Consider the following 24,478-nt stretch of genomic DNA (forward strand, 5'->3'; position numbering starts at 1 on the left):
TCAGTAGCAGAACTCCAGCACGTTGGCCTGGCTCTTGTCGGTCGGTGCGGTGCGGTTCTGCTGCAGCCAGAACTGGCACTTGGGGCTGTTGAGGTTGCGCGGATTGCCCTGGGCGGCCTCGGCAGCCTGTTGCAGTTCCTGCTTGTGCAGGATGTCCTTGTAGTGTTCGAACATCTGCGCCTGGGCGTCGGCCGGTTGTGCTGGCGCGGCGGCAGGCGCAGGCTGGATCACGGCGGGGACGGCGGCCTCGACCAGCGGCTGCACCTGTGCCGGCCACAGGCGCAGGGCCAGCCACAGGCTCAGGGCGATGGCCACGGCGCCGAGCCACAGACCCAGGGCGACGCACAGCACCAGTTGCATGGGTCTGAGGGTGATCTTCAATTCGCGGGGGCGGGGCATGGCGGCCTCCTGGCAGGCGGGTCGAGGGTGCCATTCTCGCATGGTGCGAGAGGTTTTTTCAGCGCCGCGCTTTTGCTGGTGGGCAAATATCCGCAAAATCCGCGGTCTTTTTTCGCAGGTAACGGAACGTGGCGATGAAAACCACCTGGGACATCTTCTGCACGGTCGTCGACAACTATGGCGACATCGGCGTCACCTGGCGTCTGGCGCGCCAGCTGGCGGCCGAGCACGACCTGGCGGTGCGCCTGTGGGTGGACGACCTGCAGGCTTTCGCGCGCCTGTGTCCGGACGCCGACAGCCAGGCCGGGCAGCAGTGGCGGCAAGGGGTCGAGGTACGCCACTGGCCTGTCACGTGGCAAGGGGCGGAGCCAGCCCAGGTGGTGGTAGGCGCCTTTGCTTGCCAACTGCCGGACGGCTACGTCGAGGCCATGGCCCGTCAGCCCACGCCGCCTTTGTGGCTGAACCTGGACTACCTCAGTGCCGAAGACTGGGTGGAGGGCTGCCATGGCTTGCCCTCGCCCCAGGCCAATGGGCTGCGCAAGTTCTTCTTCTTCCCGGGCTTCACCGAGAACACCGGTGGGTTGCTGCGTGAAGCCACCTTGCTACCGCGTTGCCAGGCGTTCCGGCAGTCGCCCGGCGAGCGGGCGAAGTTCCTGGCGGGATTGGCTGTGCATCCCCAGGAAGGGGCCCGGCTGATCTCGCTGTTCGCCTACGAGAACCCGCAGCTGGGCAACTGGCTCGATGTGCTGGCCGCCGATGTGCATCCCACCCATCTGCTGGTACCGCAGGGGCGCATCCTGGGTGACCTCGGCAACTGGCTGGGCGTGGCTGACCTGCCCGTGGGCGCGCTGCATCGGCGCGGAGCCTTGACCGTGCAGGTCCTGCCTTTCGTCAGCCAGGAGGACTACGACCGGCTGCTGTGGAGCTGCGATTTCAACGCCGTGCGCGGCGAAGACTCGTTCGTGCGCGCGCAATGGGCTGGCGTGCCGATGCTCTGGCACATCTACATCCAGGAAGAGAACGCCCACTGGGAAAAGCTCGAGGCATTCCTCGCCCTTTATCGCCAAGGCCTGTCGGCCGCCGCCGGCCAGGCGCTGACCGAACTGTGGCGTGCCTGGAACATGGATCGCCCGATGGGCCAGGCCTGGCAGGCGCTGCAGCCGCACTGGGACGAAGTGCGCGAACATGCCCGCCAGTGGCAGGCCGCGCAGGCCGCTCGGCCGGACCTTGCTACGAGGCTGGTACAGTTTTACCGAAATTCGCTATGATACGCGGCCTCGATTTTTATAAATCCATCCAGATTCGGATACTTCGTAATGAAAACTGGTAAAGAACTGAAACCCGGTACCGTACTGCGGATCGACAACGACCCGTGGCTGGTTCAGAAAGCTGAGTTCACCAAGTCGGGCCGTAACAGCGCGATCATGAAGACCAAGCTGAAGAACCTGCTGACCGGCTACAAGACCGAAACCGTATACGGTGCGGACGACAAGCTGGACGACGTGATCCTGGATCGCAAAGAAGCGACCCTGTCGTTCATCAGCGGTGACTCGTACACCTTCATGGACACCACCGACTACACCATGTACGAACTGAACGCCGAAGACATCGACGCCGTTCTGCCGTACATCGAAGAAGGCATGGAAGACATCTGCGAAGCCGTGTTCTTCGAAGGCCGTCTGGTCTCGGTAGAACTGCCGACCACCATCAGCCGCCAGGTCGTCTACACCGAGAACGCCGCGCGTGGCGACACCTCGGGCAAGGTCATGAAGCCTGCCAAGCTGAAGAACGGTACCGAGATCTCGGTTGCCGACTTCATCCAGATCGACGAGTGGATCGACATCGACACTCGCGACAACAGCTTCAAGGGCCGTTCCAAGAAGTAATCCTTCTTGCGATAAGCACAAAAAAACCCGGCCTTGGCCGGGTTTTTTATGGCGGGTTGTCTGGCCCCTGTAGGAGCGGCCTTGCGCCGCGAAAGGGGCGCGAAGCGCCCCCGACCATGGATCAGGCAAACCTAAGAAGCAGCCCTCGTGCATTCCGGGACCGCTCTGCGGTCCTTTCGCGGCACGAGGCCGCTCCTACACATCGATCGTGTATCACACCGTCACATGCAACCGCACATCCACATTGCCGCGGGTGGCGTTGGAGTAAGGGCAGACCTTGTGCGCCTTCTCCACCAGCCCTTCGGCGTCGGCCTGGGCCAGGCCCGGCAGGTTGATGTGCAGGTCGATGTCCAGGCCGAAACCGCCCGGGATCTGGCCGATGCCGACCTTGGCGGTGATCGACGCATCCGCCGGCAGGGCCTTTTTCTCCTGGCCGGCGACGAATTTCAGCGCGCCGATGAAGCAGGCCGAGTAGCCGGCGGCGAACATCTGCTCGGGGTTGGTGCCGTCACCGCCCGCGCCACCCAGCTCCTTGGGGGTGCTCAGCTTGACTTCCAGCTTGCCGTCGCTGGAGCGGGATTTGCCATCACGACCACCGGTGGAAGTGGCTTCTGCGATGTACAGCGGAGTGACCTTTTGCATCTTGAGCCTCGCTTGGGTGCTGTGCGCCGTCGGCGCTGAGTGGGTATGGGCTTAACTTAGCGCGCAATTATTTAGTGCGCAAGTTAAATATTCGACCATTCATCCGAACAGCCATCTCACAGCTTAGACGTCAGAGGTTTTCTTGCAGCTGCGCACGCAGGGCGAGCAGGTCGGCCTGCAGCTTGCGCAGTTGCTCGGCGCTATGGCCGCTGGCCTGCAGAATGCACTGTGGCACGCGCTGGGCCTCGACCTGCAGGGCGCGGCCTTTGTCGGTCAGTTGCACCAGCACCACCCGTTCATCCTCGCGGCTGCGGCTGCGCTTGAGCAGGCCTTCGCTCTCAAGGCGCTTGAGCAGCGGCGTCAGCGAACCGGGGTCGGTGAGCAGGCGCTGGCTGATCTCGCCCACGGTCAGGCCGTCCTGTTCCCACAGGACCAGCATGGCCAGGTACTGCGGGTAGGTCAGGCCCAGCGCCTGCAGCAGGGGCTTGTAGACCTTGGTCATCAGCAACGAGGTCGAGTGCAGGGCGAAGCAGACCTGGTTGTCCAGCAGCAGCGCGTTGCAGGGGGCTTGGGTGTCGGCGTTCATGCAGGTCCTTGGAATCGGTAAGGGTTAAAATCTAGCACGCCAAAGCTTGGTGCGCTCATTGCCAGCGCAGCTCGCTTCTCAGCGCCAGGTCCCAGGGCGGCACCGGGCTGAAACGGCTCTTGAGAAATTCGAGCAGCAAGCGGCTGCGAGAGTTCGTTTCATGTTCCAGGCGCAGGGCATAGATGCCGCTGGTCTCAGGTTGCGGCAGGCCGTTGTCGCAGAACAGCGGGACCAGTTCGCCGCGCAGCAGGTAGTCGCTGATCAGCCAGGTCGGCAGGTGGGCGATGCCCAGGCCGGCCAGGGCGCCGAACAGCAGGGTCTCGGCGTTGTTGGCGGCCATGCGCATGCGCGCCGGACGGTACAGGCGGGTCTGGCCGTCGACCGCGAAACGCCAGGCGAACGGCGGGGCCAGCCCGTCCCAGTCGAGGCCGTCGTGCCCGGGCAGTTCGCTGGGGCAGGCCGGCACCCCGCGGCTGGCCAGGTAAGCGGGGCTGGCACAGGCGATGCGCACCATGTAGGCCAGGGGCGTGGCCACCAGACGGGTATCGGCCAGGGGGCCGGCGCGCAGCACCAGGTCCACTTCGCCCAGGTGGCTGCCATGCAGGTCGACGAAGCTGTCGATCAGACGCAACTGCACGTCGAGCCCGGGGTAGGCCACCAGGAAGTCGGCGATGGCCGGGGCCAGGTGACGACGGCCGAAGGCGGCCGGTGCGTCGATGCGGATCAAGCCTTCCGGGGCGTTGCTCAACGACACCGCCTCGGCGCGCGCCAGGCGCAGCTCTTCGATGATGCGCCGGGCTCGCTCGGCGAAGGCGTTGCCGGCCGGCGTCGGGCGCACGGCATGGGTGCTGCGCGAGAACAGGCGGCTGCCCACCGCGCTTTCCAGGTTGTCGATGCGCCGCGCCACGGCGGAGGGCGTCAACGGGTGGCGCCGGGCGGCGGCGGAGAAACTGCCGGTTTCCAGCACGTCGAGGAACAGGCTGAGTTGTTCGGTAAGGATGTCGGGGCTCATGGCGGCTCGGTGCTTGTGCGAAATACGCAAAGCCATTGTGCGCTGCTGTGCGTTTCCCCGCCAGCCGCGACTGGCTAGCATGCCCTCATTCTCTGAAAGCAGGCGGAAGAGGCGCTGATGATCGAGTGGGTGATGTATATCGTGCTGGGTGCCGCGCTCGGCACCCTGGGTGGGCTGTTCGGCATCGGCGGCGGGTTGATCGCCATTCCGGCGCTGGGCGTGCTGTTCGGCCTTGACCAACAGCTGGCCCAGGGCACCGCCCTGGTGATGGTGGTGCCCAACGTGTTGCTGGCGCTGTGGCGCTATCACCAGCGTAACCGCATCGAGCTGCGCCACGCGGTGCCGTTGTCGCTGTGCAGCTTTGTGTTCGCCTGGCTGGGGTCGATCTGGGCGGTGGGCATCGATGCCCAGTCGATGCGCCTGTACTTCGTCGGTTTCCTGGTGGCGCTGGCGATCTGGAACGTGGCGCGGATGTTTCTGCCGGTCAGGCCGCCGAGCAACCAACTGCGTTATCCGTGGCCCTGGCTGGGCGTGCTGGGCAGCTTCGCCGGGACCATGGGCGGGCTGTTCGGCGTGGGCGGGGCGGTGGTGGCCACACCGATCTTGACCTCGGTGTTCGGCACCACCCAAGTGGTGGCCCAGGGGTTATCGCTGGCGTTGGCGGCGCCTAGCACCATGGTGACCTTGCTGACCTATGGGCTGCACCAGAGTGTCGACTGGAGCATCGGAGTTCCGCTGGCTGTGGGTGGGTTGCTGAGCATCAGCTGGGGGGTGAAGCTGGCCCATGCGTTGCCGGAGAGGGTGTTACGCACGCTGTTCTGCGGGTTTTTGGTGGTGTGTGCGGTGATGCTTGGGTTCGAGCTCTAGATAGCCGGGGCCGCGTTGCGGCCCATCGCGGGACAAGCCCGCTCCTACAGGGGGCGGGCGGGATGCTTATTTGAACCCTTCGACGATGTACTCGGCCATGCAGTCGGTGATCGGCGAATGCTGCTGGTCGTTGCGCAGCAGCATCACATTGGCCATGTGCAACTGCGGCAGACCGTCGTCCGCGCCGAGGATGCGCAGGTCGCCGCCGATCAGGCTCTGCAGCTGCGCGGTCACCGCCAGGCCGGCATGCACGATGGCGAAGATCGCCGCCAGGCTCGGGCTGGTGTAGGCGATGCGGTACTCGATGCCCTGGCGCTCCAGGGCGTTGCAGGTCCAGGCGCGGCAGAAACAGTCGGTGTTGAACAGCGCCAGCGGCATCGGCCGCTGCTCGTGGGGGCAGAAGCCCTTGGCCGCGGCCCACACCAGGCGTTCCTGGCGCAGCAGCTGGCCGACCTCGTTGCCCGGCTCGCGGGTGACGATGGTCAGGTCCAGGTCCTGGCGCAGCATCAGCTGCTTGGACGAGTCGCAGTGCACCTCGACATGGATCAACGGGTACGCCTGGGCGAAGCGGGTGAGGATGCCCGGCAGGTAGCGCATGGCGTAGTCGTCCGGGGTGCCGATGCGCACCACGCCAACCATGTGCGGCATGCGCAGGGTGTTGAACACCTCGCCGTGCAGCTTGAGGATGCGCCGGGCATAGCCCAGCAGGACCTGGCCCTCGGCGGTGAGGCGCACCTGGCGGCCGTCGCGCTCGAACAGCTGGCGCTGCAGGATGTCCTCTTCCAGGCGCTTCATCTGCATGCTCACCGCCGACTGGGTGCGGTTGACCACCTCGCCGGCGCGGGTGAAGCCGCCTTGCTCGGCGATGGCGACGAAGGTGCGCAGCACGTCCGCGTCGAGACTCTGATACTGGGACATGGCATCAATCTCCGAGATGCATGACATCAGAAACATTCGTTGGATTGATCTTAGGCCTGGGCAGAGACTGGAGCCATCCACAAGGAGGGCGTCAAGATGAAAGGTCATTTCAACGTTGCTCACCAGCCTGGGTCTACCCTCGGCCACCTGCTGCACGATGCCGGCGGGCGGCTGCTGCGCTGGTACGAGCTGCACCGCCAACGCGACGAACTGGCGCGCCTGAGCGATGCCACGCTGCACGACCTGGGGTTGTCGCGGGCGGATATCCAGCAGGAGGCCGACCGGCATTTCTGGGAGGATCCGTTGCGTAAATAGGCCGTGAAGGCTTTGCTAGCCTCTTCGCGGGTAAACCCGCTCCCACAGGTTCGCTGTTGTTCCCTGGTCAACGCTAACCCTGTGGGAGCGGGTTTACCCGCGAATGCTATGGTGCAGACACAGAATGAGTTGCAGAGCCACTGTGAGGTACCTCCATTGCCCCTCGAACTGTCTATCCACCAGGCCCGCCGTCTGGCCCTGTCCGCCCAGGGCTTCGGCAAGTCGCCCGGCAGCCCGCCGACCCTTGGCAGTCTCACGCGCATGTTCCAGCGCCTGGGCGTGGTGCAGATCGACTCGGTCAATGCCCTGGTGCGCTCCCACTACCTGCCGCTGTTTTCGCGCCTGGGCGACTACCCGCACGACCTGCTTGACCAGCTCGCCTGGGGCCAGCGCCGCCAGCGCCGATTGTTCGAGTATTGGGGCCATGAAGCATCGCTGCTGCCGCTGGCGCTGTACCCGCTGATGCGCTGGCGCATGGCCCACGCCGCCGACGGCAAGGGCATCTACCGGCAACTGGCCGCGTTCGGCCGCGAGCGGCGCGAGGTGATCGAGCGGGTGCTGGCGGCGGTGCGCGACCAGGGCGCGCTGGGCGCGGGCAGCCTGTCCACCCGCGAAGAGCGCGCCGGCCCCTGGTGGGACTGGAGCGAAGAGAAGCACGCGCTGGAATGGCTGTTCGCCGCCGGCGAGGTCACCGTGGCCGGGCGTCGCGGTTTCGAGCGCCTGTACGACCTGCCCGAGCGGGTGCTGCCGGCGGCCATCCTCGATCAGGCCCGGCCCAGCGAGGCCGAAGCGCACCAGGGCTTGCTGCTGCATGCCGCCGGCGCCCTGGGCGTGGCCACCGAACAGGACCTGCGCGACTACTTTCGCCTCTCGCCGCAGCAGAGCAAGGCCGCCCTGGCCGTATTGGTCGAGGCCGGGCACCTGCAGGCCTGCACCGTGCAGGGCTGGAAACAACCGGCCTATGTCGCGGGGGTGCCACGGATTCCCAGGCGCATCGAAGCCAGCGCCTTGCTCTCGCCGTTCGATTCGCTGGTCTGGGCGCGCGAGCGTACCGAGCGCCTGTTCGATTTCCGCTACCGCCTGGAGATCTACACGCCGGCGCATAAGCGGGTGTACGGCTACTACGTGCTGCCATTCCTGCACGACGGGCGCATCGCCGCCCGCCTGGACCTGCGTGCCGAGCGCGCCCACGGGCGCCTGGCGGTGCATGCGGTGCACGAAGAGGCGTTGGGGCTGGACGAGGCGGGCTACCAGGCGCTGGCGCTCAGCCTGCGGCAGCTGGCCAACTGGCTGGGCCTGGCGCAGGTGCAGCTCAACTGCCCCCGCGCCGAGGGCAGCCGGCTGCGTCAGGCATTTCTCAGCGGCGTACCTGCTTGAGGGTTTCGGCGATCAGGAACGCCAGCTCCAGCGACTGATCGGCGTTCATCCGCGGGTCGCAGTGGGTGTGGTAGCGGTCTGACAGGGCATCTTCGGTGATCGGCCGGGCGCCGCCGATGCACTCGGTGACGTTCTGCCCGGTCATCTCGATATGAATGCCGCCAGCGTGGCTGCCCTCGGCCTGGTGCACCTGGAAGAACTGCTTGACCTCATCGAGGATCTGCGCGAAATCGCGGGTCTTGTAGCCGCTGCTGGCCTTGATGGTGTTGCCGTGCATCGGGTCGGAGCTCCACAGCACCTGGCGCCCTTCGCGCTGCACGGTGCGGATCAGCCCCGGCAGGTGGTCGCCGACCTTGCCGGCGCCCATGCGCACGATCAGGTTCAGGCGGCCCGGGTCGTTGTCCGGGTTGAGCACATCGATCAGGCGGATCAGCTCCTCGGGGTTCATGCTCGGGCCGACCTTGACCCCGATCGGGTTGTGCACGCCGCGCAGGAACTCGACATGGGCGCCGTCGAGCTGGCGGGTGCGGTCGCCGATCCACAGCATGTGCGCCGAGCAGTCGTAGTAGTCGCCGGTCAGGCTGTCGCTGCGCACGAAGGCTTCCTCGTAGTTGAGCAGCAACGCTTCGTGGGCGGTGAAGAAGCTGGTCTCGCGCAGTTGCGGCGCGGTGTCCAGGCCGCAGGCGCGCATGAAGGCCAGGGTCTCGTCGATGCGGTTGGCCAACTGGTGGTACTTGTCGGCCAGCGCCGAGTTGGCGATGAAGTCCAGGTTCCACTTGTGCACCTGGTGCAGGTCGGCGAAGCCGCCCTGGGCGAAGGCGCGCAGCAGGTTGAGGCTGGCGGTGGCCTGGTGGTAGGCCTGCAGCAGGCGCTCGGGGTCGGGAACGCGGCTCTTTTCGTCGAAACCGATGCCGTTGACGATGTCGCCACGGTAGGCGGGCAGGGTGATGTCGCCGATGGTCTCGTCATTGGCCGAGCGCGGCTTGGCGAACTGGCCGGCCATGCGCCCGACCTTGACCACCGGGCAGCCGGCGGCGAAGGTCATGACAATGGCCATCTGCAGCAGCACCTTGAAGGTGTCGCGGATCTTCGCCGCGGAGAATTCGGCGAAGCTCTCGGCGCAGTCGCCGCCCTGCAGTAGGAACGCCCGGCCCTGGGTCACTTCGGCGAACTGCCGGCGCAGCTCGCGTGCCTCGCCGGCAAACACCAGTGGCGGGTAGCTGGCCAGGGTCTGCTCCACCTTCAGCAGGTGCGCGGCGTCGGGGTAGATCGGTTGCTGCTGGATCGGCAGGGCGCGCCAGCTGTCAGGGGTCCATTGTCGGGTCATCGCAAGCTCTATCCATAAGTGTCGTTAAGGCCTGCCAGCCATGGTACGCCCCGGTGTGCTTGTTGCACCACCGGCATTGGCGGACAATGCACGTTTTGCGCGGGCAGGTGGTAAGGATGGCGACGGAGCGGGAAGAGCGGCTGCTGGCACGGGTCGAGGACGCCTTTGGCGTCATCAGCGTGTACGAGGTGGATGACTATCGCTTCCTCGAGTTCGGCGACGCCATCGAGCAGAGCTGCACCTTCACCGCCGACCCGAGCTGGCTGGAGTACGACTACACCCGCGCCATGCTGGTCGGCGCGCTGTGCCACGGGCAGCCGGAGAGCGCGCTGTTCCTCGGCCTTGGCGCCGGCACCCTGACCCAGGCGTGCCTGAAGTTCCTGCCGCTGGAGGATGTCGAGGCCATCGAGCTGCGCCCCGACGTGCCGCGCCTGGCCATGGAGTACATGGGCCTGGACGACGACCCGCGGCTGTATGTGCGGGTGGGCGACGCCCTTGAGCTGCTGCCCAGCGCGGAGAAGGCCGACCTGCTGTTCGTCGACCTTTATACCGACTATGGTCCCGGTGTCGGCCACCTGGCCTGGGGCTTCCTGGAGAACTGCCAGAAGCAGCTGAACCCCGATGGCTGGCTGGTGATCAACCAGTGGGCCGGGGACGACGGCAAGCCGCTGGGCGCAGCCTTGTTGCGTGGTTTGTACCACCGCCATTACTGGGAGCTGCCGGTGAAGGAGGGCAACGTGATCGTGCTGGTGCCGGCGGACCTGGAGCAGACGCTGGATATCGATGCCGTGCGGGCCCGGGCTGCAGCCTTGGCGCCGCGCCTGGGCTATTCGCTGGAATACCTGATCAAGGAAATCCGCCCGGCGACCTGATCCGAGTGTGCGCCCCCTGTAGGAGCGGCCTTGTGCCGCGAAAGGGCCGCACAGCGGCCCCGGCGATCTTGAGGTAGGCACACATCCTGGGGCCGCATTGCGGCCCATTCGCGGCACAAGGCCGCTCCTACAGGGAAACGATTCAGCCTGGATCCAATATGGCCCTTGATCTTCGAAATATTTCTCACAATTCACGGCTATTTCGGGTATAGTACGCGCCGGTCTTTTAGCGGACCTCAAAATCAGGTGGTGCAAATCCTCCGAATCCAGCTTCGGCTGCGCGTCCGCTAGGCGGACCTTCCCAAGACGTTCCTATTTCAATCGTTTTCGCAAATCCCCGCCGCCAAAGCTGCCTGGGTGACCGACTGGTCTTTCAAGGCATGTGCAGCTTTGGAGCATGGGTCTTTGCGGATGCACCTAGAGGCAGACCCATGACCCAGGAAACCGGCGGATTCGCCGCTCTCGAACTCAATCCGAACATCGTTGCTGCCGTCCTGGCCACCGGCTATGAAGAGCCGTCGGCCATCCAGCAACAGTCGATCCCGATCATCCTCGCCGGTCACGACATGATCGGCCAGGCGCAGACTGGCACCGGCAAGACCGCTGCCTTCGCCCTGCCGATCCTCAACAAGATCGACGTGAGCAAGCGCGAACCGCAAGCCCTGATCCTGGCGCCAACCCGTGAGTTGGCGCTGCAAGTAGCCACCGCTTTCGAAACCTACGCCAAGCAGATGCCGGGCGTTAACGTGGTGGCCGTGTACGGTGGTGCCCCGATGGGCCCACAGCTGCGTGCCATTCGCAATGGCGCACAGATCGTCGTCGCCACCCCGGGCCGCCTGTGCGACCACCTGCGCCGCGACGAGAAAGTCCTGTCCACCGTCCAGTACCTGGTACTCGACGAAGCCGACGAGATGCTCAAGCTGGGCTTCATGGATGACCTCGAAGTGATCTTCGACGCCATCCCTGCCACCCGCCAGACCGTGCTGTTCTCCGCCACCCTGCCGGCCTCGATCCGTGCCATCGCCGAGCGCCACCTGCGCGAGCCGAAGCACGTCAAGATCCAGAGCAAGACCCAGACCGTGACCGCGATCGAGCAGGCCCACCTGATGGTCCACGCCGACCAGAAGATCCCGGCCGTGCTGCGCCTGCTGGAAGTGGAAGAGTTCGACGCGCTGATCGCCTTCGTGCGTACCAAGCAGGCCACACTGGACCTGGCCGCCGCCCTGGAAGCCAAAGGCTACAAGGCTGCCGCGCTGAACGGCGACATCGCCCAGAACCAGCGTGAGCGCGTGATCGACTCGCTCAAGGACGGTCGCCTGGACATCGTCGTCGCCACCGACGTCGCTGCCCGTGGTCTGGACGTACCGCGCATCACCCACGTGTTCAACGTCGACATGCCGTACGATCCGGAGTCCTACGTGCACCGTATCGGCCGTACCGGCCGTGCCGGTCGCGATGGCCGCGCGCTGCTGCTGGTCACCCCGCGTGAGCGCCGCATGCTGCAGGTGATCGAGCGTGTCACCGGTCAGAAAGTCGCCGAAGCCCGCCTGCCTAACCCGCAAGCCGTGCTGGATGCGCGCATCAAGAAGCTGACCAAGAGCCTGGCGCCGCTGGTGGCCGAATCCGAGGCCAGCCACGGCGAGCTGTTCGACCGCCTGACCGCCGACCTGGGTTGCAGTGCCCGTGCCCTGGCCTCGGCCCTGCTGCGCAAGGCCACCAACGGTCAGGCGCTGGACCTGGCTTCGGTGGAGCGCGAGCAGCCGCTGGTACCGACCTACAGCCCGCGTGAGCGCACTGAGCGTACCGAGCGTGGCGAGCGTCCGGACCGTGGTGACCGCGAGCGCCGCGCGCCGATGCCGCTGGCCGAAGGCCGCGTGCGTTGCCGTACCGCCCTGGGTGCCCGTGACGGCATCGCCGCCAAGAACCTGCTGGGCGCGATCCTCAACGAGGGTGGCCTGGCGCGTGACGCCATCGGTCGTATCCAGGTGCGTGACAGCTTCAGCCTGGTCGAGCTGCCGGAAGACGGCCTCGAGCGCCTGCTGACCAAGCTCAAGGACACCCGCGTGGCCGGCAAGCAGCTGAAGCTGCGCCGTTACCGCGAAGACTGATCCTGGCGCTGCAATAAAAAATCCCCGGCCTTTTGGTCGGGGATTTTTTTTGCCTGTCCCGGCCTCTTCGCGGGTAAGCCCGCTCCCACAGGTATCGCGCTGTACCTGTGGGAGCGGGTTTACCCGCGAAGAGGCCCGTCAGTCGAACCGATAGATATCCATCCCCAGCGCCCCCAGCGTAAACCCCTGGTGCACGACCCCACACCGCCCACCAGCCCCCATGGCGAAGAACAACGGCAACAGATGCTCATCACTGGGATGGTTACGCAGCGCAAACGGCGCCTGCCGCCGATAATCCACCAGCGCCGCCTCATCCCCAGCGTTCAACCGCTCCACCACCCAGTCACGAAACGCCAGCGCCCAGGGCTCGACTGCGTCCGGCCCGGCATGCCAGTCCAGCTCGCCCAGGTTGTGGGTGATGCTGCCCGAGCCGACCAGCAGGATGCCTTCCTCGCGCAGTGCCGACAGCGCCCGGCCAACCTTCAGTTGCAGATCAGGACCGGCCTGGCTGGGCAGCGACACCTGAACCACCGGAATATCCGCCTCGGGATACATCAGTGAAAGCGGCACCCAGGCACCATGGTCGAAGGGTCGCTGCGAGTCCAGCTGCGCGCCCAGGCGCTCGGCGATCCGCTGGGCCAGTTCCGGCGCGCCGGGCGCGGGGTATTGCACGGCATACAGCGCCGGCGGAAAACCATGGAAGTCATGCCAGGTCTGCGGCTGAGCGTTGCCCATCACCAGCAGCTCGCGGCTTTCCCAGTGCGCCGACACCACCACGATCGCCTTCGGCCGGGGCAGGGCACGGGCCAGCGCGGCCAGGGCCGGGCCACTGGCACCGGGTTGCAGGGCGAGCATGGGCGATCCGTGGGAGATGAACAGGCTGGGCAGCATGGCGGGGTCCTGGCAGGTAAGATGCTGCCATCTTCGATCAGCCTTCGATCGAGATCCAATATAAGTTTTCACAGGCTTTTATCGAAAAACCGGGAGGAATCATGGAGCCAGCGTTCTGGCACAAGCGGTGGGCGGACAACCAGATCGGCTTTCACCAATCCCAGGTGAACCCGTACCTGCAGGCGCACTGGCCGACCTTGGGGCTGGCCCCGGGCGCGCAGGTGCTGGTGCCGCTGTGTGGCAAGAGCCTGGACCTGCTCTGGTTGGCCGCCCAGGGTTATCGGGTGCTGGGGGTGGAGCTGTCGCGCAGGGCGGTGGCGGACTTCTTCACCGAACATGGCCTGGTGGCGCAGATTGCCCGGCACGGTGCCTTCGAGGTGTGGCGCAGCGACGAGGTGGAGCTGTGGTGCGGGGATGTGTTCGCCCTGCGCGCCGAGGATCTGGCGGGCTGCGCGGGGGTATATGACCGGGCGGCGCTGATCGCCTTGCCGGTGGCGATGCGCGAGCGCTACATGGCGTTGTTGGGTGAGCAGTTGCCGGCGGCCTGTCGCGGGCTGTTGGTGACCCTGGATTACGACCAGGGATTGATCGACGGGCCGCCGTTTTCGGTGCCGGACGCCGAAGTGCGGGCAGGGTTTTCCGGGTGGTGGGTCGACGATGTCGAGGCGCGGGAGATTCTCGACGAGAGTCCGAAGTTTCTCAAAGCTGGTGTCGAAAGTTTGGTTGAGCGAGTCTACAGCGTTCGGCGCTAAGCTGGCTTCAACCCTGTAGGAGCGGCCTTGTGCCGCGAAAGGGCTGCGCAGCAGCCCCAGGATCTTGGCATCATGCAAAATCGCCGGGGCTGCTGCGCAGCCCTTTCGCGGCACAAGGCCGCTCCTACAGGGGAGGGCGACATGGCAATGAAAAAGGGCGACCGAAGTCGCCCTTTCTTATTGCTGCCTGGATCAACCGCGACGGCGCAGCGCGTCGATGCGGTCTTCCAGCGGCGGGTGGCTCATCAGCAGGCCGGCCAGGCCATGCTTGAGGCCGCCATTGATGCCGAAGGCCTTCATGGTGTCGGGCATGTGCACCGGCAGGCCTTGTTCCGAGCGCAGGCGCTGCAGCGCGCCGATCATCGCGCCGGTACCGGCCAGGTGGGCGCCGGCTTCGTCGGCGCGGAACTCGCGGCGACGCGAGTACCACATGACGATGATGCTGGCGAGGATGCCCAGGACCAGCTCGGCGACGATGGTCGCGATGAAGTAGGCAATGCCGTGGCCTTCTTCGTTCTTGAAGATCACCCGGTCGACGAAGTTGCCGATGATGCGGGCGAAGAACATCACGAAGGTGTTCACCACGCCCTGCACCAGCGCCATGGTGACCATGTCGCCATTGGCCACGTGGCCGATCTCGTGGGCCAGCACCGCACGCACCTCATCGGGCGAGAAGCGCTCCAGCAGGCCCTGGGAGACGGCGACCAGCGCGTCGTTGCGGTTCCAGCCGGTGGCGAAGGCGTTGGCCTCGTAGGCCGGGAAGATACCCACCTCGGGCATCTTGATGCCGGCCTCGCGGGACAGTTCCTCGACGGTCTGCAGCAGCCACTGTTCGTGACGGGTGCGGGGCTGGGTGATGATCTGGGTGCCGGTGGTCATCTTCGCCATCCACTTGGAGATGAACAGCGAGACGAGCGAGCCAGCGAAACCGAACACGGCGCAGAAGACCAGCAGCTGGCCGAGGTTGAGGTCAACCCCGTTGGCCGCCATGAACCCGTTGAAGCCGAACAGGCTCAGGGTAATGCTTGCAACCAGCACCACCGCGAGGTTGGTGGCTACAAACAACAGAATGCGCATCATGGTTGTTACGTTCTCCTGACGGATAAGTTCGTTGCGTACTGCGGGGTATATAAGGGGGAGGGCGCGGCTATTCAACCGGGCGACTATTTCAAACTGTGTACGCGAGGAGTATGGCAGAGGATGCCGGGCGTACCGTGGGATAGAGCGTTGCAGGATGTAAGAGGGATCGGGTCAACCCCTTCGCGGGTAAACCCGCTCCCACAGGTTCGGCGCCGAACCTGTGGGAGCGGGTTTACCCGCGAAAAGGCCATCAATCATTGCGAATAAGTGCGCAGGAAATTGCCGATCCGGCCAATGGCCTGTTCCAGGTCATCCACCCGCGGCAGCGTCACCACGCGGAAGTGGTCCGGCCATGGCCAGTTGAACGCCGTGCCCTGGACGATCAGCAGCTTCTCCGACAGCAGCAGGTCGAGCACGAACTTCTCGTCGTTGAAGATCGGGCAGACCTTCGGGTCGATCTTCGGAAACGCGTACAGCGCGCCCATCGGCTTGACGCAGCTCACCCCGGGGATGGCATTGAGCAGCTCGTAGGTGCGGTTGCGCTGCTCCAGCAGGCGGCCCGGCGGCAGCACCAGGTCGTTGATGCTCTGGTAGCCGCCCAGGGCGGTCTGGATCGCGTGCTGGGCCGGCACGTTGGCGCACAGGCGCATGTTGGCCAGCATGTCGATGCCTTCGATGTAGCTCTGGGCGTGGTGCTTGGGCCCGGAGATGATCAGCCAGCCGGAGCGGAAGCCCGCCACCCGGTACGACTTGGACAGGCCGTTGAAGGTCAGGCACAGCAGGTCCGGGGCCAGCGACGCGGTGCTGATGTGCACGGCCTCGTCGTAGAGGATCTTGTCGTAGATCTCGTCGGAGAACACCACCAGGTTGTGCTGGCGCGCCAGCTCCAGCATGCCCAGCAGCAATTCCTTGGAATACACAGCGCCGGTCGGGTTGTTCGGGTTGATGATCACCAGGGCCTTGGTGTTCGGGGTGATCTTGGCCTTGATGTCGTCCAGGTCGGGGAACCAGTCGGCCTGCTCGTCGCACAGGTAGTGCACCGGCTTGCCGCCGGCCAGGCTCACCGCGGCGGTCCACAGCGGGTAGTCGGGAGCCGGGATCAGCACCTCGTCGCCGTTGTTGAGCAGCGCCTGCATCGACATCACGATCAGCTCGGACACACCGTTGCCGAGGTAGATGTCCTCGATGGTGACGCCTTCGATTTCCTTCTGCTGGCAGTACTGCATCACCGCCTTGCGCGCGCTGAACAGACCCTTGGAGTCGCTGTAGCCCTGGGCGGTGGGCAGGTTGCGGATCACGTCCTGGAGGATCTCGTCCGGCGCCTCGAAACCAAACGGCGCCGGGTTGCCGATGTTCAGCTTGAGGATGCGGTGGCCTTCCTCTTCCAGGCGTTTGGCGTGCTTGAGCACTGGGCCGCGAATGTCGTAGCAGACATTGGCGAGCTTGTTCGATTTGCTGAACTGCATGATGAGATCCCGAGTGAGAATACGCGCCGCCCTTGCTCGAAAGGTTTGAAAGGGCGGGAAGCGGGTGCCAGACTGGCTGCCTTGCACACGAAGCCAACTAATATACGTGCCACCCGCGCCAGGGAAAAGCCGGTGCGAGGTGAAATTCAGCCTGCCGAGGTCCCATCATGCAAAAGATCGACAAAACCCTGGACGAATGGCGCGCCATGCTCGATCCGGCCCAGTACCAGGTGTGCCGGCTCAAGGGCACCGAGCGGCCGTTCAGCGGCAAGTACAACAGCGAGCGCCGCGACGGCATCTACCACTGCATCTGCTGCGACCTGCCGCTGTTCGACGCCAAGGCCAAGTTCGATTCCGGCTGCGGCTGGCCGAGCTTCTACGAGCCGATCGAAGAGGCCGCGATGATCGAGATCCGCGACACCTCCCACGGCATGATCCGCACCGAAGTCACCTGCGCGCAGTGTGATGCCCACCTGGGCCATGTATTTCCCGACGGCCCGCCGCCGACCGGGCTACGCTACTGCATCAACTCGGTGTGCCTGGACCTCAAGCCACGCGATTGACGGAGAGCGAACATGGCCGATGCGCTGCTGGACATCCCCTGCGTCACCCTCGGTGGCGAACAGAAAGTGCTGGGCGACTTCGCCGGCAAGGCGCTGCTGGTGGTCAACACCGCCAGCCAGTGCGGTTTCACCCCGCAATACAAGGGCCTCGAACGCCTGTGGCAGGAGTACCGCGACCAGGGCCTGGTGGTGCTGGGCTTCCCCTGCAACCAGTTCGGCAAGCAGGAGCCGGGCGACGCCCGGGAGATCGCGCAGTTCTGCGAGCTCAACTTCGGCGTGAGTTTTCCGCTGTTTCGCAAGGTCGAGGTCAACGGCCCCGGTGCCCACCCGCTGTTCGCCGAGCTCAAGCGCCGGGCGCCGGGCGTGCTGGGCACGCAGAAGATCAAGTGGAACTTCACCAAGTTCCTGGTCGACCCGCGCACCGGCAAGGTCAGCCGCTTTGCCCCGACCACCAAGCCCGAGGCGCTGAAGTCGGCGATCGAGCCGCTGCTCAACCGCTGACCGGCACCCAGTGCTCGATCAGCGCCAGCAGTTCCTCGCGGCGGAACGGCTTGGCCAGGTAGTCGTTCATGCCTGCGGCGCGGCAGCGCTCGCGCTCCTCGGGCATGGCGTTGGCGGTCAGCGCGACGATCGGCAGCTCCGGCCAGCGGCTGCTCTGGCGGATCCGTCGGCTGGCCTCGTAGCCATCCATCACCGGCATGTTGCAGTCCATCAGCACCAGGTCGAAGCTGTCCCGCTCCAGGCAGTCCAGGGCCTCCTGGCCGTGGGCAGCCACCTGCACCTGGCAGCCGAGCTTGCCCAGCATGCCCTTGGCCACCAGCTGGTTCACCGGGTTGTCCTCCACCAGCAGGATGCGCGCCCTCAGCTCCCTGGAGGCCGGTACCTCGTGGGGCAGTGGCGCGTTGGGCTCGCCCTGCAAGGTGCGGCGCAGGGTCTGGTACAAGGCATTGCGTGCCAGGGGGCGGGCCAGTTGCTGCAAGGGCGCCAGTTGCTCGGCCTGCTCGGTGGGCAGGAAGTTACCGTAGGCGGTCACCAGCAGGATCGGTGCCTCGATGGCCGGGCGCAGGTCGAGCACGTGGTCCAGGTCGTCGGTAATCAGCAGGTCGACAGCCGTGCCGGCCAGGTCCTTGGCATCCTCATGACGCACGTATTCCAGCCCCCAGCGCGGCAACAGCCCCTCCAGCAGCTCGGCCAGGCCACTGCCGGGGTTGCCCAGGGCCACCACCCGCCCGTTCAATGGCGCCGGCGGGATCGCCTCGGTGTGCGCCGGTAGCGGCAGGTCGGCGCTGAAGCGGCTGCCGAAGCCGGTTTCGGACTGGATATGCAGATGCCCCTGCATGGCCTTGCACAGGTTGCGGGTCAGGGCCAGGCCCAGGCCAGTGCCGCCGTACTGGCGAGTGATGCCGGCGCCGGCCTGGGTGAACGGCTGGAAGATCCGCGCCTGGGCCTCCTCGGGGATGCCGATGCCGGTGTCGCTCACCTCCAGGCGGATACCGCCGACGATGCTGCCAAGGCGCACGTCGACGCGGCCGAAACGGGTGAACTTGAGGGCGTTGGACAATAGGTTGCTGACGATCTGCCGCACCCGGGTCGGGTCGCCCAGCACCGTGCTGGGGAAGTCAGGGGCGACCAGGCAGGTCAGCTCGACGCTGGGCGCGGCGTTTTGCGACAGCAGGTTGGCGGTGTCCTCGACCATGGCGCCGAGGTCGAACGGAATGCGCTCGAGCTCCAGCTGGCCAGCGTCGAACTTGGACAGGTCGAGGATATCGTTGAGCAACTCCACCAGTACCTTGCCCGAGTCGTGGGCGATCGACAGCTGCTGGCGCTGCTCGGGCGCCAGGCCACTGTCCAGGGCCAGGGCGATCATGCCCAGCATGCCGTTGAGCGGGGTGCGGATCTCGTGGCTCATGTTGGCCAGGAAGGCGGCGCGGGCCTGGGCCATGTCCAGGGCGCGCTGGCGCGCCTCGTCCAGCTCCTGGTTGGACAGGCTCAGGCGGCTGTTGCTGGCCTTGAGCTCGGTGGTGCGCGCCGAGACGATGTCCTCCAGCTCGTTGAGGTACTGGGTCAGACGGTTCTCGGCGGTGCGCCGCTGCTGGATCTCGGTGGCCATGCTGACGAACTGCTGGTTGGCGACCCGCACCAGCACGCCGATCTCGTCGTTCTCGTGGCCCTTGGGGCAGTCCACGCGGTTCTGCCTGGGCGTGCGCGCATCGTTGCCGCTGAGCGCGCCGATCACCGTCACCAGCGGCTTGGTCAGCATCAGGTAGAACAGCCCCAGGAGAATGCCGGTGAGCACCAGGCTGCGGGCAAAGCCGTTGACCAGGGTGACCCCGGCGCGGTCGAGGAAGCGCCCGCCGAAGGTGTAGGTGTCGACATCCAGGTAAAGGGTGCCGAGGTATTCGTCGGGCATGTGGGCGAGGAACAGTCGGTCCTGGAACTGGCGCTGCTCGCCGAACAGGAAGTCCGACAGCGGTCGGTAGCGGCTCTCCGTGCTGGGGCGCTGCACGTCGGCCAGCACGGTGTCGTTGTTGTCGATCAGCCGCGCACGGATCAGCGCTGGCGATTTCAGCAGGCCGCCGGTCAGCTCCTGGGCCAGCTCCGTGTCGATGTTGTAGGCGATGCGCGAGGCCGTGTCGTGGCTGATCTTCAACAGTGCCTGAATTTCACGGTTGATGGACGCGTCTTCGCTGGCATAATCGATGCCGATCTGGATGAGACTGAGCAATGTTCCCAGGATGAAGCCGACCAGGACTGTCAACCGGGCTTGCTTGTATGACAGGCGATTGGTGAACTTGATATCCATGGGTCCCAAGCCGGTTACTTGCTCCGTGCGCTGCGCAAGCATAGCCGATCAGCCCTGGCTGCTGGCGGGTCTGTCGAACATTCAGCTTTTGTCCGTGCCGGCCCCTTCGCGGGTAAACCCGCTCCCACAGGGTCCACTGCCTGCTGTGGGAGCGGGTTTACCCGCGAAGGGGCCGGCACGGTACCGAAACCTGATTTGCAGGAGCCCTCATGGACACCCGCCTTACCGCTTTCCTTGACCGCGCAGAATCCGTCCTCGCCCGCCTCGAACCCCTGCTGCCGGCCCCGCGCCCGGACATCGACTGGACCCGCACCCTGGCCGCCCGCTGGCAGCGCGACGGCCGCAGCGGCTACCTGATGCCCCTCGAAGTCAGCCTCGACATCCGCCTGTCCGACCTGATCGGCGTCGATCAGCAGCGTGAACAGCTGGGCCGCAACACCCACCAGTTCATCAACGGCATGCCGGCCAACCACGCCCTCTTGTGGGGTTCGCGCGGCACCGGCAAGTCGTCGCTGGTGCGTGCGCTGTTGGCCGAGCATGCCGGCGCCGGCCTGCGCCTGATCGAAATCGAGCGCGACCACCTGGCCGACCTGCCGCGGGTGGTCGAGCAACTGCAAAAACTTGAACAACGCTTCATCCTGTTCTGCGACGACCTGTCGTTCGAAGCCGGGGAGGGTGACTACCGGGTGCTCAAGAGCGTGCTCGACGGCTCGCTGGAGCAAGCCCCGGACAACGTGCTGCTGTACGCCACCTCCAACCGCCGCCACCTGGTGCCGGAGAAGCAGAGCGACAACGAGAACTGGAAGATGGTCGACGGCGAGCTGCACCCCAACGAGGCGGTGGAGGACAAGATCGCCCTGTCCGACCGTTTCGGCCTGTGGCTGTCGTTCTACCCGTTCAGCCAGGAGCATTTCCTCAACGTGGTCGAGCACTGGATCGGCCAGCTGGCGCGCCCGGCCGGGCTGCAGTGGCAGCGCAGCGAAGCGCTCGACATCCTCGCCGTACGCTGGGCCACCGGCCGCGGCAACCGTAATGGCCGTTGTGCCTATCAGTTCGCCCGCTACTGGGTCGGGCTGCAATTGCTGGAGCAGAAATAAATGATCGACCTCAACGCCAGTGGCCAAGGCCTCGATGGCTACGACCTGCTGGCCGCGCAAGTGCAGGCGCTGTTCGCCGACGAGCGCGACTTCATCGCCAACGCCGCGCAGTTCTCGGCCTTTTTGTACAACCAGGTAGAGGACCTGAACTGGGCGGGCTTCTATATCAACCGCAACGAAGAACTGGTGCTCGGCCCGTTCCAGGGCCAGGTGGCCTGCGTGCGCATCCCCTTCGGCCGGGGCGTGTGCGGTGCCGCGGCGGCTACCCGCACGACCCAGCGGGTCGAGGATGTGCATGCGTTCCCCGGGCATATCGCCTGTGACAGCGCGTCCAACAGCGAGTTGGTGATCCCGTTGGTCAAGGCCGGCAGGCTGATCGGCGTGCTCGACCTGGACAGCCCGAAGCTGGCGCGCTTCAGCGAGGCCGACCAGGTGGGGCTGGAGCGGTTGGTCGAGGTGTTCCTCGAGTTGACCGATTGCTGAAATGAAGAAGGGGCCTGCGAAGGCCCCTTTCTTTATCAAGATCGCTGGGGGCTGCTTCGCAGCCCTTTCGCGGCACAAGGCCGCTCCTACAGGCAATCGCAACCCTCTGTAGGAGCGGCCTTGTGCCGCGATAGGGGCGCAAAGCGCCCCCCAGAATCCCGGTCAGTCGTAAATAACCTTCTTCTTCCAGGTCTCATCCTCATCAGTCTTGAGCCCCTGGGTCAGCGCATTCTGTTCGTTCTCCGCCGGCTCCATCTGGTCCAGCACCTGGGCGTTGGCCCGGTTCAGCAGTTTCTCAAGGTAAGTCAGCTGCTCTTCATACTGCTTGGGCTCAGGCTGCTTGCGCAGGTACTGCACGCCACGCTCGAACGCCAGGCGCGCCTGCCCCGGCTGGTTTTGCTGCAGGGCCTGCTGGCCGAGGTTGTTGAAGAACTCGATATGCAGCAACACCAGGATATGGCGGATCTCCTTGACCCAGTACTTGCCCTCGTTGGTCGCGAGGAACCCTTCCTGGGTGGCGCGCACGATCTGGTTGTGCAGCAGCTCCAGCAAAAAGCGCACATCCTTGGCCTTGACCTCGGTTTGGATCGGCGAGGGCGGGTTGCTGACCGGGATTCTCTCACCCTGGCCGATCAGCCCCTCCAGCTCGGCGATACGTGCCTTGAGGTCACCACTGTGCTTGTCCAGCGCCAGCTGGCGCTGGTTGAGGTTCAGTTCGAGGCGGGTCAACAGCAGCTTGAGCGCAGGCGTCATGAACTGCCCGGGGAAGGTCTCGGTGATTTCGCCGCAGCGGCGCAGGCGGTCGGCCAGCTCGACCTTGAGCCGTGCACGCTCGAGCTTGCCGTTCTCGACCACATTGTTGAGGTAGCCGATCACGATCAGCAGCGCGATACCCGCAACGATAAGCAGGGTGATCAGAAGTGGTGTCACCGTTAACGCCTCATGAAGAAGTTTTGCATCTATCGAGAGTGTAGTGAGTCCGCCCGAAAGCGAACAGTGCAGCCTGGCGGACAGTCCTGCGCGCCCTTGAATCCGTGAAGCATTCGTGGGAGCGGGCTAGCCCCGCGATGAGGCCCTCAAGCCTTGCTTATATGTATCGGCCCATCATCCAAAACCTACAGATAGTGGCACATCGCTACGAGCTTGCCGAGCCAACGTCAGAAAAGCAACGCCAATCCCCGGACGCATCCTGCACCACCGCCCATGACGACGGGAAGTCATTGATTTAAATAAATTTCTACAAAGGGGTTGACGACCTTCCAAGGCATCCATAGAATGCGCGCCACTTGCAGCGTAAAGCACACAGCGAAACGCGGCAGGGAGTGAAAGCAAGCAGTACTTTAATAGGTAATGCGAGCAGCGTGTCCCCTTCGTCTAGTGGCCTAGGACACCGCCCTTTCACGGCGGTAACAGGGGTTCGAGTCCCCTAGGGGACGCCATATTTGCGGGAATAGCTCAGTTGGTAGAGCACGACCTTGCCAAGGTCGGGGTCGCGAGTTCGAGTCTCGTTTCCCGCTCCAGTTTCTCCGGCACTGCTTAGGCAGGGCAGGAAAAGAAAATCCAGGCTGAATCGTGAGGTTCATGTTCTGGTGCGCTGAAAAGCGTCGGCTTAGTCCCCTTCGTCTAGTGGCCTAGGACACCGCCCTTTCACGGCGGTAACAGGGGTTCGAGTCCCCTAGGGGACGCCATATTTGCGGGAATAGCTCAGTTGGTAGAGCACGACCTTGCCAAGGTCGGGGTCGCGAGTTCGAGTCTCGTTTCCCGCTCCAGTTTCAACGCATCGTTTCCGACGGTGCAGGTGGTGAAGGTCGTCAAGGCGCTTCACGCCACATGCGGTAAAGCTTCACCCTGCGGGAATAGCTCAGTTGGTAGAGCACGACCTTGCCAAGGTCGGGGTCGCGAGTTCGAGTCTCGTTTCCCGCTCCAAATTGAAAACGCCACTTCGTTTGAAGTGGCGTTTTTTTTTTGCTCGCGAGATTGGTTTTTTGGGGCGAGCTGGCTCTGCACACCTATCAATTTTACTAGTTGGCTAATGTCGTCTGGGGGCGTACAACGGCATGGCGCTACTCGTTACGCCCGATGTTCGTACTCATACCATCAGTTATTACTCTGTCGGGGGAGAATGTTGGGCGCGCCTGATCACACTCCATTCTGCCTTGAACAAGGAAGGAGCAATGACCGTGACGATCGAAACGACGGATTTGGAAGTCCAGCTGGAGATATGTAAACGGGCGGTCGATGCGTGGAGGCGTTATGAAGAAAGTAAAGGGAAGCAGCCCCCTTCGCAGGTAGAACGACTTCGACTGGAAGCAGAGTTCTTATGTTCTTCGGCGCATCATTTTTTCGGGGGTGAGGCTAGGATTCCCCCTGACTTGCTAGATCGTGATTTGGCGGAGTGAATTCACTTGTCCCGCTCAGGTGATTGGGGTTCCCGGCCCAGATGGGGCCGGGATGCATCTATATCAGTGAATATCACCCTGAGCAGGCTTGGCTAGCAGTTGCTTTTCTTGGTGCCAATCAAACGCTTCACCGTTCTGCTCGGCCTCGTAGCGGCGCTCTTCCAGCGTTTGGTAAAGCTCCAACTCTTCATCCGGCATGAAGTGCAGGCAATCGCCACCAAAGAACCACAGCAGGTCACGCGGCACCAGATGGGCGATCTGCGGGTAGCGCTGGATCACCTGGCAGATCAGGTCTTGGCCCAGGTACTGGCTTTGCAGCGGGTCCTGGGGCAGCAGGGTGAGCAGTTCGTCGAAGCGCTCGAGGAACAGGGCGTGGCTTTCCTCCGGGACCTGTTCGGCTTCACCCAGCGCGGCCAGGATGGTGCGCAGGTGGTGGAGCAGTTGCAGGTGGTAGTCCAGGTGGGGGTTGGCCATGGCGGCGGTCCTCGGGGTGGTTGAAACGGGGGGCGGAGTATACGCCGGTTTTGCATAGGCTGGCAGCGTAGCTGCCTGTGCTGGCGCTATCGCGGGGCAAGCCCGCTCCCACGAACACATGTTCACGGCTTGTTCGTGGGAGCGGGCTTGCCCCGCGATGT

The 24,478-nt window shown here is 64.7% G+C and carries 25 protein-coding genes and 5 tRNA genes; 18 read left to right on the top strand and 12 right to left on the bottom strand.

All coding sequences use genetic code 11. The features are described from left to right. Complete coding sequence (locus AC0MAZ_RS11140) at positions 1-399, bottom strand: hypothetical protein (protein ID WP_475861125.1); 399 nt, start codon at positions 397-399, stop codon at positions 1-3. 134 nt (positions 400-533) lie between these two features. On the opposite strand from AC0MAZ_RS11140, the gene earP reads away from it, so the two are divergent. Next, entirely contained in the window at positions 534-1,667 is a 1,134-nt protein-coding gene (earP, locus tag AC0MAZ_RS11145) for an elongation factor P maturation arginine rhamnosyltransferase EarP (protein ID WP_475861127.1), read from the top strand. 48 nt (positions 1,668-1,715) lie between these two features. Beyond that, a complete protein-coding gene (gene efp / locus AC0MAZ_RS11150) occupies positions 1,716-2,285 on the top strand; it encodes an elongation factor P (RefSeq protein WP_060483780.1) in 570 nt (189 codons plus the stop codon). Positions 2,286-2,498: 213 nt separating this feature from the next. On the opposite strand, the gene AC0MAZ_RS11155 is transcribed toward efp, so the two are convergent. The 3 genes from AC0MAZ_RS11155 to AC0MAZ_RS11165 form a co-directional block, all read right to left on the bottom strand. Then, complete coding sequence (locus AC0MAZ_RS11155; RefSeq protein ID WP_023632623.1) at positions 2,499-2,927, bottom strand: organic hydroperoxide resistance protein; 429 nt, start codon at positions 2,925-2,927, stop codon at positions 2,499-2,501. A gap of 130 nt (positions 2,928-3,057) precedes the next feature. Beyond that, a complete protein-coding gene (locus AC0MAZ_RS11160; protein WP_203647579.1) occupies positions 3,058-3,513 on the bottom strand; it encodes a MarR family winged helix-turn-helix transcriptional regulator in 456 nt (151 codons plus the stop codon). 55 nt (positions 3,514-3,568) lie between these two features. After that, positions 3,569-4,525, bottom strand: a complete 957-nt coding sequence (locus AC0MAZ_RS11165; RefSeq protein WP_232856398.1) for a LysR family transcriptional regulator — start codon at positions 4,523-4,525, stop codon at positions 3,569-3,571. A 117-nt stretch (positions 4,526-4,642) separates the two neighbouring features. Between AC0MAZ_RS11165 and AC0MAZ_RS11170 the strand changes: the two genes are divergently transcribed. Beyond that, complete coding sequence (locus tag AC0MAZ_RS11170; RefSeq protein WP_203647577.1) at positions 4,643-5,392, top strand: sulfite exporter TauE/SafE family protein; 750 nt, start codon at positions 4,643-4,645, stop codon at positions 5,390-5,392. A gap of 66 nt (positions 5,393-5,458) precedes the next feature. On the opposite strand, the gene AC0MAZ_RS11175 is transcribed toward AC0MAZ_RS11170, so the two are convergent. Further along, complete coding sequence (locus AC0MAZ_RS11175) at positions 5,459-6,310, bottom strand: LysR substrate-binding domain-containing protein (RefSeq protein ID WP_028691732.1); 852 nt, start codon at positions 6,308-6,310, stop codon at positions 5,459-5,461. Positions 6,311-6,406: 96 nt separating this feature from the next. Here AC0MAZ_RS11175 and AC0MAZ_RS11180 point away from each other — a divergent pair, with 96 nt between their 5' ends. Together AC0MAZ_RS11180 and AC0MAZ_RS11185 are read left to right on the top strand one after the other, a co-directional pair. Further along, positions 6,407-6,625 (top strand): DUF1127 domain-containing protein, encoded by a 219-nt coding sequence (locus AC0MAZ_RS11180; RefSeq protein ID WP_028691731.1) that lies wholly within the window; start codon positions 6,407-6,409, stop codon positions 6,623-6,625. 108 nt (positions 6,626-6,733) lie between these two features. Beyond that, the gene (locus AC0MAZ_RS11185) at positions 6,734-8,002 is read left to right on the top strand and encodes a winged helix-turn-helix domain-containing protein (protein ID WP_475861130.1); all 1,269 of its coding nucleotides are present in this window, start codon (positions 6,734-6,736) and stop codon (positions 8,000-8,002) included. On the opposite strand, the gene AC0MAZ_RS11190 is transcribed toward AC0MAZ_RS11185, so the two are convergent. Continuing rightward, on the bottom strand, positions 7,983-9,329 hold the full coding sequence (locus AC0MAZ_RS11190; protein ID WP_028691729.1) for a class II 3-deoxy-7-phosphoheptulonate synthase: 1,347 nt from the start codon (positions 9,327-9,329) through the stop codon (positions 7,983-7,985). The two genes, AC0MAZ_RS11185 and AC0MAZ_RS11190, sit on opposite strands and share 20 nt — an antisense overlap. Before the next feature lie 116 nt (positions 9,330-9,445). Between AC0MAZ_RS11190 and AC0MAZ_RS11195 the strand changes: the two genes are divergently transcribed. Both AC0MAZ_RS11195 and AC0MAZ_RS11200 read left to right on the top strand, forming a co-directional pair. Then, the gene (locus AC0MAZ_RS11195) at positions 9,446-10,201 is read left to right on the top strand and encodes a spermidine synthase (RefSeq protein WP_475861131.1); all 756 of its coding nucleotides are present in this window, start codon (positions 9,446-9,448) and stop codon (positions 10,199-10,201) included. Between the two features lie 431 nt (positions 10,202-10,632). Further along, positions 10,633-12,309 carry a DEAD/DEAH box helicase gene (locus AC0MAZ_RS11200; RefSeq protein ID WP_203647573.1) on the top strand — a complete coding sequence of 559 codons (1,677 nt, stop codon included), beginning with the start codon at positions 10,633-10,635 and terminating at the stop codon, positions 12,307-12,309. 138 nt (positions 12,310-12,447) lie between these two features. Here the strand turns inward: AC0MAZ_RS11200 and AC0MAZ_RS11205 are convergent, their stop codons facing one another. Beyond that, complete coding sequence (locus AC0MAZ_RS11205) at positions 12,448-13,200, bottom strand: DODA-type extradiol aromatic ring-opening family dioxygenase (RefSeq protein WP_232856395.1); 753 nt, start codon at positions 13,198-13,200, stop codon at positions 12,448-12,450. A 101-nt stretch (positions 13,201-13,301) separates the two neighbouring features. Here AC0MAZ_RS11205 and AC0MAZ_RS11210 point away from each other — a divergent pair, with 101 nt between their 5' ends. Beyond that, the gene (locus AC0MAZ_RS11210) at positions 13,302-13,952 is read left to right on the top strand and encodes a thiopurine S-methyltransferase (RefSeq protein WP_475861134.1); all 651 of its coding nucleotides are present in this window, start codon (positions 13,302-13,304) and stop codon (positions 13,950-13,952) included. 192 nt (positions 13,953-14,144) lie between these two features. Here the strand turns inward: AC0MAZ_RS11210 and htpX are convergent, their stop codons facing one another. Both htpX and AC0MAZ_RS11220 read right to left on the bottom strand, forming a co-directional pair. Beyond that, positions 14,145-15,032, bottom strand: coding sequence for a protease HtpX (htpX, locus tag AC0MAZ_RS11215; RefSeq protein WP_038705666.1), 888 nt, complete (start codon positions 15,030-15,032; stop codon positions 14,145-14,147). Between the two features lie 254 nt (positions 15,033-15,286). Further along, a complete protein-coding gene (locus AC0MAZ_RS11220) occupies positions 15,287-16,498 on the bottom strand; it encodes a pyridoxal phosphate-dependent aminotransferase (protein WP_050704677.1) in 1,212 nt (403 codons plus the stop codon). 167 nt (positions 16,499-16,665) lie between these two features. Between AC0MAZ_RS11220 and msrB the strand changes: the two genes are divergently transcribed. Both msrB and AC0MAZ_RS11230 read left to right on the top strand, forming a co-directional pair. Further along, positions 16,666-17,061, top strand: coding sequence for a peptide-methionine (R)-S-oxide reductase MsrB (msrB, locus tag AC0MAZ_RS11225; protein ID WP_110736678.1), 396 nt, complete (start codon positions 16,666-16,668; stop codon positions 17,059-17,061). Between the two features lie 12 nt (positions 17,062-17,073). Then, complete coding sequence (locus tag AC0MAZ_RS11230) at positions 17,074-17,562, top strand: glutathione peroxidase (RefSeq protein WP_203647569.1); 489 nt, start codon at positions 17,074-17,076, stop codon at positions 17,560-17,562. On the opposite strand, the gene AC0MAZ_RS11235 is transcribed toward AC0MAZ_RS11230, so the two are convergent. Next, positions 17,552-19,906, bottom strand: coding sequence for a response regulator (locus tag AC0MAZ_RS11235; RefSeq protein ID WP_475861135.1), 2,355 nt, complete (start codon positions 19,904-19,906; stop codon positions 17,552-17,554). The genes AC0MAZ_RS11230 and AC0MAZ_RS11235 overlap by 11 nt on opposite strands. Before the next feature lie 167 nt (positions 19,907-20,073). Here AC0MAZ_RS11235 and AC0MAZ_RS11240 point away from each other — a divergent pair, with 167 nt between their 5' ends. Beyond that, positions 20,074-20,961, top strand: a complete 888-nt coding sequence (locus tag AC0MAZ_RS11240; RefSeq protein ID WP_254463839.1) for an ATP-binding protein — start codon at positions 20,074-20,076, stop codon at positions 20,959-20,961. Then, a complete protein-coding gene (locus AC0MAZ_RS11245) occupies positions 20,962-21,444 on the top strand; it encodes a GAF domain-containing protein (protein ID WP_232856389.1) in 483 nt (160 codons plus the stop codon). A 162-nt stretch (positions 21,445-21,606) separates the two neighbouring features. On the opposite strand, the gene AC0MAZ_RS11250 is transcribed toward AC0MAZ_RS11245, so the two are convergent. Further along, positions 21,607-22,374, bottom strand: coding sequence for a hypothetical protein (locus AC0MAZ_RS11250; protein ID WP_050704683.1), 768 nt, complete (start codon positions 22,372-22,374; stop codon positions 21,607-21,609). A 433-nt stretch (positions 22,375-22,807) separates the two neighbouring features. Between AC0MAZ_RS11250 and AC0MAZ_RS11255 the strand changes: the two genes are divergently transcribed. The 6 genes from AC0MAZ_RS11255 to AC0MAZ_RS11280 all read left to right on the top strand — a co-directional run bounded on the left by AC0MAZ_RS11255 (position 22,808) and on the right by AC0MAZ_RS11280 (position 23,843). Beyond that, positions 22,808-22,883, top strand: a tRNA-Glu gene (locus AC0MAZ_RS11255). 5 nt (positions 22,884-22,888) lie between these two features. Further along, positions 22,889-22,964, top strand: a tRNA-Gly gene (locus tag AC0MAZ_RS11260). Positions 22,965-23,056: 92 nt separating this feature from the next. Beyond that, positions 23,057-23,132, top strand: a tRNA-Glu gene (locus AC0MAZ_RS11265). Positions 23,133-23,137: 5 nt separating this feature from the next. Further along, positions 23,138-23,213 (top strand) — tRNA-Gly (locus AC0MAZ_RS11270). A gap of 81 nt (positions 23,214-23,294) precedes the next feature. After that, positions 23,295-23,370 (top strand) — tRNA-Gly (locus AC0MAZ_RS11275). 248 nt (positions 23,371-23,618) lie between these two features. Next, positions 23,619-23,843, top strand: coding sequence for a hypothetical protein (locus tag AC0MAZ_RS11280; protein ID WP_232857574.1), 225 nt, complete (start codon positions 23,619-23,621; stop codon positions 23,841-23,843). Positions 23,844-23,906: 63 nt separating this feature from the next. On the opposite strand, the gene AC0MAZ_RS11285 is transcribed toward AC0MAZ_RS11280, so the two are convergent. Continuing rightward, on the bottom strand, positions 23,907-24,317 hold the full coding sequence (locus tag AC0MAZ_RS11285; RefSeq protein WP_232857572.1) for a PA2817 family protein: 411 nt from the start codon (positions 24,315-24,317) through the stop codon (positions 23,907-23,909). Positions 24,318-24,478: the final 161 nt, after the last annotated feature.

Source organism: Pseudomonas sp. A, assembly GCF_056270345.1.